Origin of the sequence: Methylobacterium sp. 092160098-2 (genome assembly GCF_028920805.1) — a bacterium.
In the GTDB taxonomy this organism is placed as follows: Bacteria; Pseudomonadota; Alphaproteobacteria; order Rhizobiales; family Beijerinckiaceae; genus Methylobacterium; species Methylobacterium fujisawaense.
Map to the genome: position 1 here is coordinate 3,118,999 of NZ_JAQPZJ010000001.1, position 16,002 is coordinate 3,135,000.

At 69.4% G+C, this 16,002-nt stretch carries 19 protein-coding genes; 14 read left to right on the forward strand and 5 right to left on the reverse strand.

Annotated features, from left to right (window positions below; genetic code table 11):
- The first annotated feature begins 227 nt into the window (after nt 1-227).
- The 6 genes from PQI07_RS14660 (at nt 228) to PQI07_RS14685 (ending at nt 4,652) form a co-directional block, all read left to right on the forward strand.
- The gene (locus tag PQI07_RS14660) at nt 228-773 is read left to right on the forward strand and encodes an adenine phosphoribosyltransferase (protein ID WP_043387545.1); all 546 of its coding nucleotides are present in this window, start codon (nt 228-230) and stop codon (nt 771-773) included.
- 169 nt (nt 774-942) lie between these two features.
- Nucleotides 943-1,077, forward strand: a complete 135-nt coding sequence (gene rpmH, locus PQI07_RS14665; protein WP_007558110.1) for a 50S ribosomal protein L34 — start codon at nt 943-945, stop codon at nt 1,075-1,077.
- Nucleotides 1,078-1,156: 79 nt separating this feature from the next.
- Complete coding sequence (gene rnpA / locus PQI07_RS14670; RefSeq protein WP_274926853.1) at nt 1,157-1,759, forward strand: ribonuclease P protein component; 603 nt, start codon at nt 1,157-1,159, stop codon at nt 1,757-1,759.
- Complete coding sequence (gene yidC, locus PQI07_RS14675; RefSeq protein ID WP_043758843.1) at nt 1,749-3,605, forward strand: membrane protein insertase YidC; 1,857 nt, start codon at nt 1,749-1,751, stop codon at nt 3,603-3,605. Before rnpA ends, yidC begins: the two co-directional genes overlap by 11 nt.
- A 13-nt stretch (nt 3,606-3,618) precedes the next feature.
- A complete protein-coding gene (gene yihA, locus PQI07_RS14680; protein WP_043387550.1) occupies nt 3,619-4,272 on the forward strand; it encodes a ribosome biogenesis GTP-binding protein YihA/YsxC in 654 nt (217 codons plus the stop codon).
- A complete protein-coding gene (locus tag PQI07_RS14685; protein WP_111473665.1) occupies nt 4,269-4,652 on the forward strand; it encodes a DUF423 domain-containing protein in 384 nt (127 codons plus the stop codon). Before yihA ends, PQI07_RS14685 begins: the two co-directional genes overlap by 4 nt.
- On the opposite strand, the gene PQI07_RS14690 is transcribed toward PQI07_RS14685, so the two are convergent.
- Nucleotides 4,649-5,326 (reverse strand): metallophosphoesterase family protein, encoded by a 678-nt coding sequence (locus PQI07_RS14690; protein WP_043357445.1) that lies wholly within the window; start codon nt 5,324-5,326, stop codon nt 4,649-4,651. The two genes, PQI07_RS14685 and PQI07_RS14690, sit on opposite strands and share 4 nt — an antisense overlap.
- A 224-nt stretch (nt 5,327-5,550) precedes the next feature.
- Entirely contained in the window at nt 5,551-6,045 is a 495-nt protein-coding gene (locus tag PQI07_RS14695) for a pilus assembly protein N-terminal domain-containing protein (protein ID WP_043357447.1), read from the reverse strand.
- Between the two features lie 298 nt (nt 6,046-6,343).
- On the opposite strand from PQI07_RS14695, the gene PQI07_RS14700 reads away from it, so the two are divergent.
- The 3 genes from PQI07_RS14700 (at nt 6,344) to PQI07_RS14710 (ending at nt 8,055) form a co-directional block, all read left to right on the forward strand.
- Nucleotides 6,344-6,508: a Flp family type IVb pilin gene (locus tag PQI07_RS14700; RefSeq protein WP_012320434.1), complete on the forward strand. Its 165-nt coding sequence runs from the start codon at nt 6,344-6,346 to the stop codon at nt 6,506-6,508.
- A 197-nt stretch (nt 6,509-6,705) separates the two neighbouring features.
- The gene (locus PQI07_RS14705; RefSeq protein WP_051045115.1) at nt 6,706-7,257 is read left to right on the forward strand and encodes an A24 family peptidase; all 552 of its coding nucleotides are present in this window, start codon (nt 6,706-6,708) and stop codon (nt 7,255-7,257) included.
- A 63-nt stretch (nt 7,258-7,320) separates the two neighbouring features.
- Complete coding sequence (locus PQI07_RS14710) at nt 7,321-8,055, forward strand: M48 family metallopeptidase (RefSeq protein ID WP_043387558.1); 735 nt, start codon at nt 7,321-7,323, stop codon at nt 8,053-8,055.
- 32 nt (nt 8,056-8,087) lie between these two features.
- Here PQI07_RS14710 and PQI07_RS14715 read toward each other — a convergent pair whose 3' ends face one another.
- Nucleotides 8,088-8,462 carry a hypothetical protein gene (locus tag PQI07_RS14715; protein ID WP_043387560.1) on the reverse strand — a complete coding sequence of 125 codons (375 nt, stop codon included), beginning with the start codon at nt 8,460-8,462 and terminating at the stop codon, nt 8,088-8,090.
- Nucleotides 8,463-8,738: 276 nt separating this feature from the next.
- On the opposite strand from PQI07_RS14715, the gene PQI07_RS14720 reads away from it, so the two are divergent.
- Genes PQI07_RS14720 through PQI07_RS14735 form a run of 4 tightly spaced genes read left to right on the forward strand, consistent with a single transcriptional unit; the run spans nt 8,739 to nt 13,543 of the window.
- Entirely contained in the window at nt 8,739-9,191 is a 453-nt protein-coding gene (locus PQI07_RS14720) for an invasion associated locus B family protein (protein WP_053610820.1), read from the forward strand.
- A 23-nt stretch (nt 9,192-9,214) separates the two neighbouring features.
- Nucleotides 9,215-9,889, forward strand: coding sequence for a hypothetical protein (locus PQI07_RS14725; protein ID WP_107088769.1), 675 nt, complete (start codon nt 9,215-9,217; stop codon nt 9,887-9,889).
- Entirely contained in the window at nt 9,771-11,924 is a 2,154-nt protein-coding gene (locus PQI07_RS14730) for a glycosyltransferase family 2 protein (RefSeq protein WP_274926854.1), read from the forward strand. The genes PQI07_RS14725 and PQI07_RS14730 overlap by 119 nt, the downstream gene beginning before the upstream one ends.
- A complete protein-coding gene (locus PQI07_RS14735) occupies nt 11,921-13,543 on the forward strand; it encodes a glycosyltransferase (RefSeq protein WP_274926855.1) in 1,623 nt (540 codons plus the stop codon). Before PQI07_RS14730 ends, PQI07_RS14735 begins: the two co-directional genes overlap by 4 nt.
- 6 nt (nt 13,544-13,549) lie before the next feature.
- Here PQI07_RS14735 and purC read toward each other — a convergent pair whose 3' ends face one another.
- The gene (gene purC, locus PQI07_RS14740) at nt 13,550-14,344 is read right to left on the reverse strand and encodes a phosphoribosylaminoimidazolesuccinocarboxamide synthase (RefSeq protein ID WP_043350657.1); all 795 of its coding nucleotides are present in this window, start codon (nt 14,342-14,344) and stop codon (nt 13,550-13,552) included.
- 230 nt (nt 14,345-14,574) lie between these two features.
- Nucleotides 14,575-15,255 (reverse strand): endonuclease III, encoded by a 681-nt coding sequence (nth, locus tag PQI07_RS14745; RefSeq protein WP_274927727.1) that lies wholly within the window; start codon nt 15,253-15,255, stop codon nt 14,575-14,577.
- 203 nt (nt 15,256-15,458) lie between these two features.
- On the opposite strand from nth, the gene PQI07_RS14750 reads away from it, so the two are divergent.
- Nucleotides 15,459-15,980, forward strand: a complete 522-nt coding sequence (locus PQI07_RS14750; RefSeq protein ID WP_043387564.1) for a DUF2244 domain-containing protein — start codon at nt 15,459-15,461, stop codon at nt 15,978-15,980.
- Nucleotides 15,981-16,002: the final 22 nt, after the last annotated feature.

Sequence of the window (16,002 nt, forward strand, 5' to 3'; positions counted from 1 at the left end):
CGCACCGTCTTGACGCCCGCGGCGATCAGGGATTGCCCGCCTCGGGCGGGCTTCCTCGGTGACACGCGGCGCCCGCGGCGACCGGACCGCTCGCGCCGCGTGAGACGGTCGTCGGAGCGCCGCGACGCACCGGACGCGGCCTGAACCGCCCGGCCTGCCCGCCGGAAACTGGTCAGGACCGCAACCTTCTGCTTTAAGCCCGCGGTTCTCCACGGAAGGCCGAACGCATGGAAGCCCGCCGCCACGTCGCGCTGAAGGAATCGATCCGCTCGATTCCCGATTACCCGAAGCCCGGGATCATCTTTCGCGACATCACCACGCTGCTCAGCGACCCGCGCGCCTTCCGGCGGGCGGTGGACGCGCTGGTTCACCCCTATGCGGGCGGGCAGATCCACCAAGTGGCCGGCATCGAGGCCCGGGGCTTCATCCTGGGCGGGGCCATCGCCCATCAGCTCTCCTGCGGCTTCGTGCCGATCCGCAAGAAGGGCAAGCTACCCCACACGACGGTTTCGATGGCCTACGCCCTCGAGTACGGCACCGACGAGATCGAGATCCACGTCGACGCGGTCCGGCCCGGCGACAGGGTGCTCCTGGTCGACGATCTGATCGCCACCGGCGGCACCGCCACGGCGGCTGTGAACCTGCTCCAGAAGATCGGCGCCGAGATCGTGGCCGCCTGCTTCGTCATCGATCTGCCCGAGATCGGCGGGGCCCAGCGCCTGCGCGACATGGGCGTCGAGGTGCGGACCCTCATGCAGTTCGAGGGGCATTGAGCCCCGCCGAACGTTGACTTCGCGGGACCCATCCGCCATAAGCCCGCCACTCGCGACGTGGCGCCCCGCATGGGCGCCCTTCGTGTTTGCAGACAACCAAGGACGCGTGAAGGTCGGGTGCGGCATCAGCCGCCCGCGAGCGCGCCTCGACCTTTGAAGGCTCTGAGCCATGAAGAGAACCTACCAGCCGAGCAAGCTCGTCCGTAAGCGCCGTCACGGTTTCCGTGCGCGCATGGCCACCGCCGGCGGCCGCAAGGTGATCGCGCGCCGTCGCGCCCACGGCCGCAAGCGCCTGTCGGCCTGAGGCCGGATCCTCTCGGGCGCGGACGCCTTCGCGCATCCGCGCCGTGAGGCAAGTGGTATCGGCCGGGATCGAACCATCGATGGCGACGATCGAGCGGCTCAACAAACGACCCGACTTCCTGGCTGCGGCCGAGGGGCGTCGCTTTCACACCGAGCGCATGACCGCGCAGGGGCGCCTCCGGAACCCGGAGGCCTGCCCCGGCCTCCGTCTCGGTTTCACCATCACTAAGCGCGTGGGTCACGCGACGGAGCGCAACCGCATCCGGCGCCGTCTCCGCGCCGCGTTGGGGCTGGTCGCGGCCGATCTGCCGGCCGATCTCGCGACCCTGCCGGCCGACATCGTACTGATCGCCCGGCGCCCGGCGCTGGACGCCCCCTTCGCGTCGCTGGCCGAGGACCTGCGGCGTGCGATCCCGACGGTGACCCGGCCTGCGGCGCCCCGGAGCGACAGGCCGTCCGGCCGATCCGGCAACCGGCGGTCCAAGACCACTCCTCAAACCTCATCTCTCCAGCAGGAAGCGGGCGCCTCCGCGCAGCCCGCGCCCTCCGGCCGCGCCGACATCGGCCCGTCGCAGGGGTGCGACAGAGATCACCGAATCACCGGCGCGCGCAGGTCCCCCGGGGCCGGCGCCGGTCTTGATGCCACTCCGAACGCGTGCGGCGGTGTCCCTGATGGGCAATGACAAGACGAACATGTTCGTGGCCATCGGCCTGTCGCTGCTGGTGCTGCTCGGGTGGCAGTACTTCGTGGCCGGCCCGCGCATGGAGCAGCAGCGGCTGATCGAGGCCCAGAACAAGGCCGCGCAGCAACAGCAGCCCCCGGGCGTGACCCCGGACGGCGTGCCCTCGCCGTCCCCCAAGGAGGGCGGCCCGGCCGCGCCGGTGCCCGGCACGCTGCCCACGCCGCAGGGCGGCCCGGTCTCCCGCGAGGCGGCGCTCGCCCGCTCGCCGCGCATCCGGATCGAGACCCCGGCGCTATCCGGCTCGATCGCCCTGAAGGGCGGCCGCGTCGACGACGTGTCGCTCAAGAACTACCACGAGACCGTCGACCCCAAGAGCCCCGAGATCGTGCTGTTCTCGCCGGCCGGCAGCGAGACGCCCTATTACGCCGAGTTCGGCTGGGTCGGCGCCAATGCCGGGCCGCTGCCCAACAACGACACCCTCTGGACCAGCGAGGGCAAGACGCTCCAGCCGGGCATGCCCGTGACCCTGACCTGGGACAACGGCGCCGGCCTCGTCTTCAAGCGGATCATCGCGGTCGACGACAAGTACATGTTCACGATCCGCGACGAGGTCGAGAACAAGGGCTCGGGCGCGATCACGCTCTACCCCTACAGCCTCGTCTCCCGCTGGGGTAAGCCGCACACCCAGGGCTATTACGTCCTGCACGAGGGCATGATCGGCTATCTCGGCAACGACGGGCTCCAGGAATTCACCTACGACAAGCTCGCCAAGGAGGGCGCCTACGGCGGCGCCAACACCAAGGGCAAGGCCTGGACCGGCGTGACCGGCGGCTTCGTGGGCATCACCGACAAGTACTGGGCGGCCGCCGCGATCCCCGATCAGGACACGCCGTATACCGGCGCCTTCACCGACCGGACCGACGGGACCACCAACGTCTATCAGGCGAGCGTGCGCGGCGACGCCGTGAACGTGGCGGCCGGCACCTCGGTCACCGCGACGCAGCGGCTGTTCGCGGGCGCCAAGGAAGTCAACGTCATCAACAACTACGAGAAGGACCTGGGCATCAAGCATTTCGATCTGATGATCGATTGGGGCTGGTTCTTCTTCATCACCAAGCCGATGTTCCGGGCGCTGGACTTCTTCTATCACCTGTTCGGCAATTTCGGCGTCTCGATCCTGGTTGTCACCTTCTGCCTGAAGCTGCTGTTCCTGCCGATCGCGAACCGATCCTACGTCTCGATGGCCAAGATGAAGGCCGTGCAGCCGGAGATGGCCGCCATCCGCGAGCGCTACAAGGATGACCGCCTGAAGGCGCAGCAGGCCACGATGGAGCTGTACAAGAAGGAGAAGATCAATCCGGTCGCCGGCTGCTGGCCGGTGCTGATCCAGATCCCGGTCTTCTTCGCGCTCTACAAGGTGCTGTTCATCACCATCGAGATGCGGCACGCGCCGTTCTTCGGCTGGATCCACGACCTCGCGGCGCCGGATCCGACGAGCATCGTGAACCTGTTCGGACTGCTGCCCTTCCCGGCGCCCGACTTCGTCCACCTGGGCGTCTGGCCGCTGATCATGGGCGTGACGATGTTCGTGCAGATGAAGATGAACCCCGCGCCGCCGGACCCGGTCCAGGCGCAGATCTTCACCTTCATGCCGATCGTGTTCACCTTCATGCTGGGGTCGTTCCCCGCCGGCCTCGTGATCTACTGGGCCTGGAACAACACGCTGTCGGTGATCCAGCAGTACGTCATCATGCGCCGCAACGGCGTGAAGGTGGAGCTGTGGGACAACCTGCGATCGACGTTCCGGCGCGGCAACGGCACCAAGACGGCCGCCACCAAGAGCTGACAGGCAATGTGCCGTGACTGAAACCAACGACGATGCGGCCGACCTTCTTGAGGCCGGCCGCCTTCTCTTTGCCGGCGCCGCCGACTTCTACGCGGCTGCCCAGACGCTCGATCGGCTGCCGCCCATGGAGGGCGTGGAGATCGCCTTCGCGGGACGGTCGAACGTCGGCAAATCGAGCTTGATCAATGCCCTCACCGGGCGGAACACCCTGGCGCGGACCTCGCACACGCCCGGGCGCACGCAGCAGCTGAACTTCTTCCGGATCGGCGAGCGCCTATCCCTCGTCGACATGCCCGGCTACGGCTACGCCGCGGTCGAGAAGGCCAAGGTCGAGGCCTGGACGCGGCTGATCCATTCCTACCTGAAGGGGCGCGCCAGCCTCGCCCGCGTGTTCATGCTCATCGACGCCCGGCACGGCTTCAAGTCGATCGATACCGATGTGCTCGACGGCCTCGACAAGGCCGCGGTGAGCTATCAGGTCGTGCTGACCAAGGGGGATTCCCTCAAGAAGGGCGAGGTCGCGAGCCGCATTGCCGGGATCGAGGCCGGGCTTGCCAAGCGTCCGGCTGCCTATCCGCAGGTGATCCTCACCTCGAGTCGGGACGATTCCGGCGTGCCGGAGCTGCGTGCGGCCATCGCCAGGCTCCTCGTGGAGCGCGGCGCGTGAGTGTTGCGGGTGTCGATCGTGCGCTCGCGGCGCTCGCCTGCCTCGCCGGCCTGCTCGGTGTGGCGTTGAGCGCCGCCGCCGCGCACATCCCCGGCGCCGATTCGCTGAAGACGGCGGCGCAGTTCCTGCTGTTCCACGCCCCCGCCATTCTGGCGCTCATCGGCTTCGGCACCGCCGGCCTTGCCCGGACCGGGCTTGCCCGGACCGCTTCGGGGCTCCTGGTCCTCGGTCTGATCCTGTTCTGCGGCGACCTCTCGGTGCGCACGTGGCTCCAGCGCCCGCTCTTTCCGATGGCTGCGCCCACCGGCGGCGTCGTCCTGATGGGCGGCTGGCTCGTCGGGATCCTGTGCGCCCTCGTCCCCGCGCGTCGAACCGTCTAGGCCGGCGCCCGGACCTGCAGGAAATGCAGCGCCGGGCCCTGCGCGGCCGAGAAGACGCCTGCCGTGAGGGCTCCCCCGTAGACCGCTGCGGTGTCGAGGTTCGTGCGGAACCGGCGGATTTCGGGCCGTCCGTTGCGCTGGGGGGTATGGCCATGGACCACGTGGCGGCCGAAATCGTGGTCGCCCTCCAGGAACGGCTCGCGGATCCAGAGCCGATTGTGATCGTCCGGATCCGGGATCGCCGCGCCGGGCCGGAAACCGGCATGGACGTACCAGCGGGCGTCATCCCCATGCAGGGTGGGGAGACCTTCGAGCCAGTCGAGGGTGTCGCGTGGCAGATCGCCCGCCTCCCGGGCGCCGAAGGAGGCGAGCGTCGCCTCCCCGCCGTTGTAGAGCCAGTGTTCCGCGGCCTGAGGGGTCTGCAGCGCATCGAGCAGCATCCGCTCGTGATTGCCCATCAGGCAGATGACATGCTCGGGCTCGGCCCAATTCAGCCGGCTCACGGTGCGGAGAACCGCGGCGCTGTCCGGCCCGCGGTCGATATAATCCCCGAGGAAGACGAGGCGGCGGCCGCGGTCGGCGGCATGGTCGGCGATCCGCTCCAACAGCGCATCGAGGAGGTCGGCGCAGCCGTGGATGTCGCCGATGACATAGGTGAGCGGACCGGATTCCATCGCGCCATCGTCCACCGGGCCGTCCCGCTCCGCAAGGGTACATGATCGGGACGGGCTGCTCCCCGTCGCCGGGTCAGCCTCAGCGCGTGGCGATGGTCAGCAAGGCCGTCGCCGACCAGAGCGGCGCTGAGGGGCGCCCCCGCATCGACGGCGGGTGGCGATGTGGTGCCCGCGACATCGGCCGCGACGTCACCCGGGCGTCTTCGCTCCCGGATCCGGTTCGATCAGTGATCGGCCGCCGGAACTGTTCCGGCGCCGCCGCCGGTCGCAAGCTTGCGGCGCGCGTCGGCCTGCCCGCTGGTCGTGCCGAAATAGCTCGCCGAGTCGCCGAGCTGTACCGACGGTTGGCAACTCGGCGTGCAGGACAGGGATTCCCGGTCGAGACCGCGCTGGACCGTGATGGTCGAGTCCCGCGATGCCTCGACCCGGATGGTCGTCTCGGCAATCATGGCGCCGCCGTTGTCGAGGGCGATGAGATTGGTCGATCCGAAGCTCTTGCCGGTGAGCACGAGGACGCCGTTCTTCTGCGGCGTCACCTCGGCGATGATCGGATTCCCGACGATGATGGTCGAGGTCTTCTCCGGCAGGCGGAGAACCTTGGCATTGTCCACCAGAACGGTCACGACCGGCAGCAGCTCGGGCTGACCCGCCACGGCTGTGGCGCCCGTCATCAGGACGATGAGGCCGGCTCGGCCCGCAATCGACAGGGTGCGGCGCATCGGGTTTCCTCAAGACGACGGGTAGCGGACGAGATCCGACCCGACGCCCGAGGCTATCGCGGGATGGGTGAAGGAAGCGCTAAGCAAGACCAAGAGTCCGCGCACTGCCGTATCGAAGAAACCCAACCTTCACCAATCTCGCAACGAGACGGCATTTCACGACGCTCCGGGATCGATTTAACCGATTTTCAAGGCGAAATCGCCAGTCTGTGCAGGCCGCCGATCGAGACAAGAAAAATCTTCATCGGTCATCGCGCAAGTTTTGCCTCGCTCTATGTTGATCGAAGGATCGCTCTCCATGAAGACCCTGTTCACGCGCTTCGCCTCGGACGAGTCCGGTGCCACCGCGATCGAGTACGGCATGATCGCGGCCCTGATCGCCGTCGCCATCATCACCGCGCTGAAGACCGTTGGCACCAGCCTCACCAGCAAGTTCAGCCAGATCTCCGGCAACCTGAACTAAGCGAGACGGCTCTGATCTGCGGCAGGTGCGAGACACCCCGGCTCTCGGCGAGAGACCGGGGGCTCGGCCGGCCGGGATCGTTCTCGTTCGCGGCGGCACAGGCCGTCTGGTAACGCGCGGATCCATTCCGGCCGACGGATGGCCGGGTCGGATCGTTGGCCGGTGATGCGACAGGTTTCGACGAAATGGGCGCCGAGATGGTCGGTTCAGCGACGGCAAGCCTCGGCCTGACAGGTCTGGGCCCGGCCGGATTCGGCCTGTTGATCCTCTTCCCGTTCCTGATGGCGTACGCAGCCGCCAGCGATCTTCTGACCATGCTGATCCCCAACCGGATCTCCCTCGGCCTCGTGGCGGGGTTCGCGCTCCTCGCCCTGACGGGCCCGATGAGCTGGGCCGAGATCGGCTTCCATTGCGCGGCCGGCGCGGTCGTTCTGCTCGTCACCTTCGCGCTCTTCGCCTTCGGTGTCATCGGCGGCGGCGATGCCAAGCTCGCGGCCGCCACGGCCCTGTGGCTCGGCTTCGATGGACTCGGCGATTACCTGCTGGTGGCGTCACTGTTCGGCGGTGCCCTGACGCTGGGGATCCTGTTCGCGCGGACGCATCCGCTGCCCGTCCGGATTGCGCGCATGCCGTTCGCACTGCATCTGCACGACGCCAAGACCGGGATCCCGTACGGGATCGCCCTGGCGGCGGCCGCTCTCCTCGTCCTGCCCGATACCGATGTCTGGACCCGGGCCCTCGCTGGCTGAAGCCGCCGCGCTTCGGGCCGGCGGGATCTGGAGCCGCGCGTCCGGCCCAGCTAGAAGTCGCGCATGCCCTTCGCGCTGCTGCGTCGCCCCGATCCCGATCATCTTGAGGTCCAGCACGAGGGGGCCAGTTTCCGCGTTGCCCTCCGGCGGCGGGAGACCGCGCGCCGCATCACCCTCCGGGTCTCGGCCGCCACAGGCGAGGCGGTGATCACCCTTCCGAGCCGCACCGCCGTCAACACCGCCCAGCGCTTCGCTGCGAGCCATGCGGGCTGGATCGCAACGCGTCTGGCCCGTGTGCCGGCTCGCGTGGCCTTCGAGCCTGAGTCCAGCCTGCCGCTCCGCGGCGAGCCTCACCGGATCCTCCAGCGCGGCACTCGCAGCGGTCCGGTACGGGTCGAGTGCGTCGCCGGAGAGCCGGCCATCTCGGTGTCCTGCGACGCAGCCCATGTGGCGCGCCGAATCCGCGACTTCCTGGCCCGTGAGGCGAAGCACGACCTCGCCGAGGCGATCGAGCGTTATGCGGTGCAACTCGGGCAGAGGCCGGTCCGCGTCACCCTGCGCGACACCCGCAGCCGCTGGGGCTCCTGCACGGCCCGCGGCGAGCTGAACTTCTCATGGCGCCTGATTCTCGCGCCGCCGATGGTGCTCGACTATCTGGTCGCTCACGAAATGGCCCACCTGCGCGAGATGAACCATTCCCCACGCTTCTGGGCTCTCGTGCACGCCCTCTGTCCGAACACCGACGCCGCCGAAGCGTGGCTCAAGCGCCACGGCACCGGCCTGCATCGGTACGGCTGATCCGCCGACCGGAGAAGACGGCGTGACCCGCGTCAGCCCTTGGCGCGCAGGACGCGCTGGCGCGCCACGGCGTCGGCCGGCCAGCTCGGGCGGGGATCGACCTCGCCGGGACTGAGGGTACGCGGCGCGACGCTGTCGCACACCTCCCGCTGGCGGATGATCACCGGGTTGCCGAACTCGTCACGCCGCCGGATGAGACCACCGTCCCGGCAATAGCCGGCGATCGCGGCATGTCCGTTGCGGCGGCCATACGGGTTCGCCGCCACCGGCGGATGCTCGATCACCAGCGTGTCGGTGTGATTGAGCGAGCGCTCGATGTAGGTGGTCTCCCCGACCGGCAGGGACTGGGCCCCCGCCTGCGCGAGGGTGGCCATCAAGCAGGCGGCCGAGAGAGTGAGCAGGCGCATCACGGCGGGATCCGGCGCAGGAGGAGTGTTCGATCACAATCTAGGCCGCAGACACCCGCGCGGGTAGCGCCGACGCGCAACACCGCGACCGCATCGCTTGACAGCGCGGGCCCGACCATGGTCGGAACACGCCCGATTGTACGGCTCCCGCCGGTCCTCGGCCGGAGCGTTCCGAAGGGATCGGTGGTGCCGCTTCACGCGAGGCTCGTTCGTTTCCGGCGCGCCGTCCGGCGCGCCGCGCTGCCGGTTTTCCTCGCCCTCGTGGCGGCCGCGCTCATGCCCGCCGGGCCGGCCGCGGCCCAGGGTATGGTGCGCAAGACCTTCGAGGATTGGCAATTGCGCTGCGAGACGCCGGCCGGCGCGAAGGCCGAGCAATGTGCCCTCGTCCAGTATCTCGCCGCCGAGGACCGGCCGAATCTGACCCTGGTGGTGATCGTCCTGAAGACGGCCGACAACCGCGGCTACCTCCTGCGGGTGGTGGCGCCACTGGGCGTCCTCCTGCCTTCCGGCCTCGGCCTCAAGATCGACCAGACCGATATCGGCCGCGCGGGCTTCGTCCGCTGTCTCACCACCGGGTGCGTGGCCGAGGTCGTGATGGATGACGGTCTGATCCGCCAGTTCAAGAACGGCACGCAAGCCACCTTCATCGTGTTCCAGACGCCCGAGGAAGGCGTCGGGATCCCGCTGTCGATGAAGGGCTTCGCGGCCGGGTTCGATAGCCTGAAATGACGGTGCCGCTCGGGAGCCGTGCGATGATCGGACTTCAAGACAGGACTCCGACGCGGTCCCCGGGCGTCTCCCGGCTGCCGAACGCCCTGCTCCGGCGGGGCGGTCTCGTGCTTGCCCTGTCCCTCGCCGCTGCCGCTCCGTGTCGGGCCGAGGAGGGGAACATCTTCTCCAACCTGTTCAAGTACGGAGGCACGACGGTGCCGCCGTCGCAGCCCGAAACCCTCGATCCACCCTATTGCCCTCCGGTGGAGGTCGTCGAGGGTGCCGCCGCCTCGCGAACCCTTGCGGGCGATACGGTGCGCACCCAGTACGCCCTCGCTCGGCTTGCCCGCGAATGCACGCGGCGTCAGGACGGCTCGATCACCGTCAAGGTGGGCGCGGAGGTCAACGTGCTGCTCGGGCCGGCCGGCGCGCCGGGCCGGTTCGATGTGCCAGTGACGTTCCAGATCCGCTACAACGGCAAGGTCGTCTCAAGCCGCGCCGAGCGGGTCAGCGTCACGGTCGGACCGGGTGAGGCCCAGGGCTTCGCCACGGTCGTCGCCGATGATCTGCAGGTTCCTGCCGCGATGACGGCCGAGTATGACATCGCGGTGGGTGTCGGCGCTGGCAAGGGGGCCGGGAAGGCCGCTGCGAAGCCGCGCCGCCGGAAACCGGCGGTCGCCGCAGCACCCGCCGGCGGAGGCGACGCTGCCCAGTGACGCCGCGGCACGCTTCGGCGATCCGAACCGACTGATTGCGAAGACCGGTCACGGCGAGATCTGGCTCGGCCGGGCGACGCGGTTTCGCCTCGAATCGGTGGCCGATCCCGAATACGACCGCCGCCTCGTGCTCCCCGATCATCCTGTCGGCTGGATCGTACTGAGCTACAGCGGCGATCCCGCGGCGCCACCCCGGCGCCCGATCCTCCGCGTCCTGCGGGGTCCGGACGATGCCGTACAGGATTTCGTCCTGCCGGGCGCCTCTCAGGGACTCGCCCACTGGCTGGGGCTGATCCCCTCGGATGCGCGGGAGATCCGCCTCTCGGCCGGTGCCGATTTCAGTCTGGAGCGGGTCGGTGCCCGGCACGAGGCCGGGGTGCTCGCACAATGTCTCCTCCGCCGGCCCTGGCGCTGCCTCGCCGCGCTCTACGAGCGCGCCCGCGGCTCGGACCGGCGCTACCGGGACATCCTGCGCGGCACCTGCGCGGTGACGCCGATGGTCCGCTTCCCGTCCTGGGCCGCTGCCCGATCCCGGCCCGCCGGCCTTCCACCCTCCGCGCTGCGGATCGGCTGTCTCCTGCTCGCGCGACCCGGCGAGGCGGCGGTGCTGGGCGCCGCGCGCGACGCGCTGGCCGCGCAGACGCACCGGCCAGAGTGGGTCTCGGTCGCATGGTCGGGCGCGCCGCCTCCATCGGAGGACGGGCCCGTGTCGCACCGTGCCTGGGACGATACTGCCGGCTTCGACGATCTTCTCCGCGATGCGGACGCCCTGTGCCTGCTACGCCCCGGCGACGTCCTGGAGCCCGAGGCCCTGGCGCTGCTGGCCCCCACCCTCTTGGACGCGGACATCGCCTACGGCGACGCGATCGGCCCCCACGGTCGCCCGCAGCTGAAGCCGGACTGGAGCCCGGATCTTGCCCTGGCGACGGGCTATCCGGGTTTCCCCCTGCTCCTGTCGAAGACGTGGCTCTCCGCAAGTCCGGGGCGCCCCGTCGGCCCGATGGAGGAGATCGGTTTGGCCATCGCGGCCGCCGCGACGACCCGCGCCGCGCGGGTGGCGCATGTCCCGCGGATTCTCGCCCGCACCGTCGGCGACGGGCTCGACGCGTCCGCCCGGGCGGCAGCCCTCGACGCGCGTCGATCCGGGTGGCCTTCGCTCCGTGCCGAGATCCACGACGGCGCCGTTCACCTGAAATGGCCGCTTCCGGATCCGGCGCCGCTGGTGAGCATCGTGATTCCCTCGCGCGACCGCCTGGACCTGATCACCCGCGTCTGCCGCGGCGTGCTCCACGAGACCGCCTATGCGGCGATCGAGCTGATCATCGTCGACAACGGTTCCACCGATCCCGCGGTGCTCGATCACTACGCAAGCCTGCGCGACGATCCGCGCGTGCGGATCCTCATGGACCCTCAACCCTTCAATTTCGCCGCGATGGTCAATGCCGGCGTCGGCGCGGCGTCGGGCGCGATCGTCGTGCTCCTGAATAACGATGTCGCCGTCCTGGAGCCCGGCTGGCTGGAAGCCATGGTCCGGCAGGCCTGCCGGCCGGATGTCGGCGCCGTCGGGGCAAAGCTTCTCTACGGCGACGGCACACTGCAGCATGCCGGCGTCGTCGTCGGCCTCGGCGGTCGGGCGGGCCATATCCTGCGCCGCCGGCCCGGTGACACGCCGGGCCATCTCGGCCGGCTGCGTGTGGCGCACGAGGTCTCGGCGGTGACGGCCGCCTGCCTCGCCGTCGCGCGCGACAAGTATCTGGCGGTGGGGGGCTTCGACGCCGAGTCCTTTCCGGTCGATTTCAACGACGTGGATTTCTGCCTGCGCCTCGGGGCCGCCGGCTGGAAGACGGTCTGGACGCCGGCCGCGACCCTGGCCCATCTCGAATCCGTCAGCCGCGGTCCCTCCGTCGGTGCCAAGCGCACGCGCTTCGAGCAGGAGGCGGCCCGCTTCTCCGAGCGCTGGCGCGCCGTGATCCGGCACGATCCGTTCTACCATCCCGCCCTGTCGGTCACGACCTTCGGCGAGGACTTGGAATGACGCCGTCGGACGGGGCATCGGGCCGCGAAGGCGGCCCGTATCACGGATCGCCGCGCCGCTCCTGGCGCACGCTTTTGGGGACAGCCCGCCAGATCCTCGTTCACCCCCGGGCCGCGGCTGCCATCGTGCGGGCGCGCCTGATGGGGAAGCGCCTGCGGGCCCGGCAAGCGCTCGCGGCCTTGATCGGAATCGACCACCGGCTTTCGCTGCCGCCCGCGATTCTCGACCGCTTCCCGCCGGCGCCGGCCGGTCCGGGGGACGCAATCCGTCTGATCGGTGACGGCATCCTCGTGACCGGCGCACCCGAGCGGATCGCCGCCCGCTTCGCCGCGGAGCCCGACCTTCAAGCCCTCTATGGCGATGCCCTCGTGCAGGAGCGGCCCGGCGGTGTGGTGGTGCCGCTTCTGCCACCGGTCTTCGACGCCGACCGGCTCGTGGCATTCGATTATCTCGGGCCCGTGTTGGCCTGCCGCGGCAGCGCCCTTGACCCGGCCGCCGCGCCCCGAAGCCCGGCTGAGGCCGCGTTCCGGATTGCCGAGCGCTTCGGCCCGGGCGCGATCGGCCATATCCCGGAGCTTCTGTCCGTGCGGCGTGCCGGACGTCCGGTCCCGCCGCCGGAAGGCGCGGGGGCGCGCGCGTCCCATCATGCGATCGTGCGGGATCACCTGGACCGAACGGGGCGGTCGGCCGTCCGGGTCGCGGTGGGGCCCGACAGCCTCGTGCAGGTCGAACATCCCCTTCCCGGGACCCGGCCCCTGGCCAGCCTGATCGTGCCGACCCGCGATCGCCTGGATCTCCTGCGCCCCTGTCTCGAAAGCCTGCGGTCTTGCACCGACTGGCCGTCGATCGAGATCCTGGTCTGCGACAACGACAGTCGCGAGCCGGAGACTCTCGCCTTTCTGCGCGCTTTCGAAGGGGAGGGGAGGGGGCATGTCGTGCCCTGTCCCGGGCCGTTCAACTTCGCCGCCATGAACAACGCGGCCGCGGCCCGCGCCCGCGGCCGGCTCTTGGTCTTCGTCAACAACGACGTCGAGGCGTTCCGGCCCGACTGGCTGTCTCGGATGGCCCGTGAGGCCCTTCGACCGGATGTCGGCGCCGTCGGCGCCAAGCTCCTCGACGGCAAGGGACGGATCCAGCACGGCGGCATCGTGCTCGGGACCGGCGGCCTTGTCACCCACGGGCACCGCCACTTCCCGGGGGACGCGTCCGGCTATCTGGCGGCGTTGCGCGTGACGCACGCGGTCTCCGCGGTCACGGCCGCCTGCCTGGCGGTCGAAGCGGACAAGTTCCGGGCGGTCGGCGGCTTCGACGAGGCGGTCTTCGCGGTGGATTTCAACGATGTCGATCTCTGCCTGCGCCTCAACGCGGCCGGCTATCGCACGCTGCTGGTCCCCGGAGCGGTTCTGCACCACCGAGAGGCGGCGAGCCGCCGCTGGACTCCGGAGGCCCGCGCCCGCCACCAGCGCGAGATCGCGGCGCTGAAGAAGCGATGGGGGCCGCTACTGGTGCAGGACCCCCATTATCACCCGGGCTTCGACCCGGACCTCTCGACCCACGCCCGGCTGCGGCCGGGCTTTCCGGAGGCGGGGCCGACGCACCTGCGCCGCCCACCCGCCTGAACGCGCTTACTGGACGAGCCGCGGGCCGCTGCCCTGGACCTTCTCGTTCTCCGACATGATCCCAAGCCGCTTGGCGACTTCGGTATAGGCCTCGATCAGGCCGCCGAGATCCTTGCGGAACCGGTCCTTGTCGAGCTTGTCGGAGGACTTGATGTCCCAGAGCCTGCAGGAATCCGGGGAGATCTCGTCAGCGACCACGATGCGCATCATGTCGCCTTCCCAAAGGCGGCCGGTCTCCATCTTGAAGTCGACCAGTCTGATGCCGACGCCGAGGAAGAGGCCCGACAGGAAGTCGTTGACGCGGATCGCCAGCGCCATGATGTCGTCGATCTCCTGGGGCGTCGCCCAACCGAAGGCCGTGATGTGCTCCTCGGAGACCATCGGGTCGTTCAGCGCGTCGTTCTTGTAATAGAACTCGATGATCGAGCGCGGCAGCTGGGTGCCTTCCTCCAGGCCCAGCCGGGTCGCCAGCGAGCCGGCCGCGACGTTGCGCACCACGACCTCGAGGGGGATGATCTCGACCTCGCGGATCAGCTGCTCGCGCATGTTGAGCCGGCGGATGAAATGCGTCGGCACGCCGATGTCGTTGAGGTGCTGGAAGACGAACTCGGAGATCCGGTTGTTCAGGACGCCCTTGCCGTCGATGACCTCGTGCTTCTTCGCGTTGAAGGCCGTCGCGTCATCCTTGAAGTGCTGAATGAGCGTGCCGGGCTCCGGCCCCTCGTAGAGGACCTTCGCCTTGCCCTCGTAAATGCGACGGCGGCGGTTCATAGGCGTGTACCGTGGTTTGAGGAAGTCCATGGGCCGAGGCTCCTGATGCGCGACGATTGGGAGGAATCCGCGGCGCGGCGACCGGACGCGAGGTCGGGCCGCCGGACGGCCTCTGCCCAAGGGCCCCGGCGACCGGCCGCCAAACTAGCGGAAGCGGGCTTCCAGCACAACGCGTTAGCCTGCAGGGCGGGATTGCGGAGGGCGCTCCGGACGTAGCCGGAACGCGGTTCGCGGTCGCGCCGCCGCCCAGGATCCACCGGTCAGGCGGACGTCTTGGACGGGTAGCGGCAGAGGTCCGCGATGAGGCAGCGCGGGCATTCGGGCTTGCGCGCCTTGCAGATGTAACGACCGTGCAGGATCAGCCAGTGATGGGCGTGCCGGCGGTAGGGTTCCGGCACCAGCGCCTCGAGACCGGCCTGGACCTTATCGGTGGTCGAGCCGACGAAGAGGGGGATCCGGTTCGAGACCCGGAAGATATGGGTATCGACGGCGATCCGCGGAACCCCGAAGGCGATATTCAGGACGACGCTCGCGGTCTTGGCGCCGACGCCGGGCAGCACCTGCAGGGCCTCCAGGCTCGCCGGCACCGTGCCACCGTGCTGCTCCACGAGGATGCGCGAGAGCGCGACGACGTTCTTCGCCTTGGTGTTGAACAACCCGATCGTCCGGACGAAATCGCGGACCCGGTCCTCGCCCAATGCCAGCATGGCCTCGGGTGTGTCGGCGACCGCGAAGAGCGGCCCTGTGGCGAGGTTGACCCCACGGTCCGTCGCCTGGGCCGAGAGCACGACGGCGACCAGAAGGGTGAACGGATTGACGTAGTGGAGCTCGCCCTTCGGCTCCGGCTCCGCCGCGTGGAAGCGGCGGAAGATCTCGGCGAGGGTGGCGGCATCGACCGCCTCGGGGGCGGTGTCGCCATGCCCCGAGCGTGCCGTCCCGATCGGACCGCCGCGGCGGACCGCGGCCGCGCTCCTCAGCGCGCTCTTCGAGACGACCGGATCCGCTTTCCTGGAATCGCCCTTGGATGCGCGCTTTGGCGCGGCCCGGGACGGCACCGTCGCCCGGATTGCGGTATCGCCACCGGAGCGATCCGTCACGGGAGTGGGAGTCTTTCTGGCGGACATCGGCGCGTTATATGGATCGCATGGCGAGCGGCAATCCTTCCGTCCATCCCTATGGGCTCGATCCGGACACGATCGACCGGCCCGTCTTCACCGCGACGATCCGGCCCCATCAATCCTTGAGCCGGCTCGGCTTCCGGGTGGTCATGACGGGCTGCTGCGCGGTCTCGCTCGTCGTCTCGATCTGGGCCTGGCGCATGGGTTTCTGGCCGGTGGCAGGGTTCTTCGGCCTCGACATGCTGGCGATCTACGCGGCCCTGAAAGTCAGCTTCCGCCGCGGTCGCTCCTTCGAGGAGGTCATGATCTCCCAGATCGAGATCCTGCTCGCCCGGGTGAGCCACCGGGGCGAGCGGCGCGAGTGGCGGTTCAATCCGCTCTGGACCAAGATCGAGACGGTGGAGGATGACGAGTACGGGCTTCAGCGCCTGACCCTGGTCTCACGTCGGCAGCAGGCGCTCGTGGCCCGGGATGCGGGGCCGGACGAGCGGGCCCGGATCGCGCAGGGTCTCAGCGCGGCGCTCGCCCAGGTGAAGAAGGGCTACTGACCCAACCGCCGACGCCATGCGC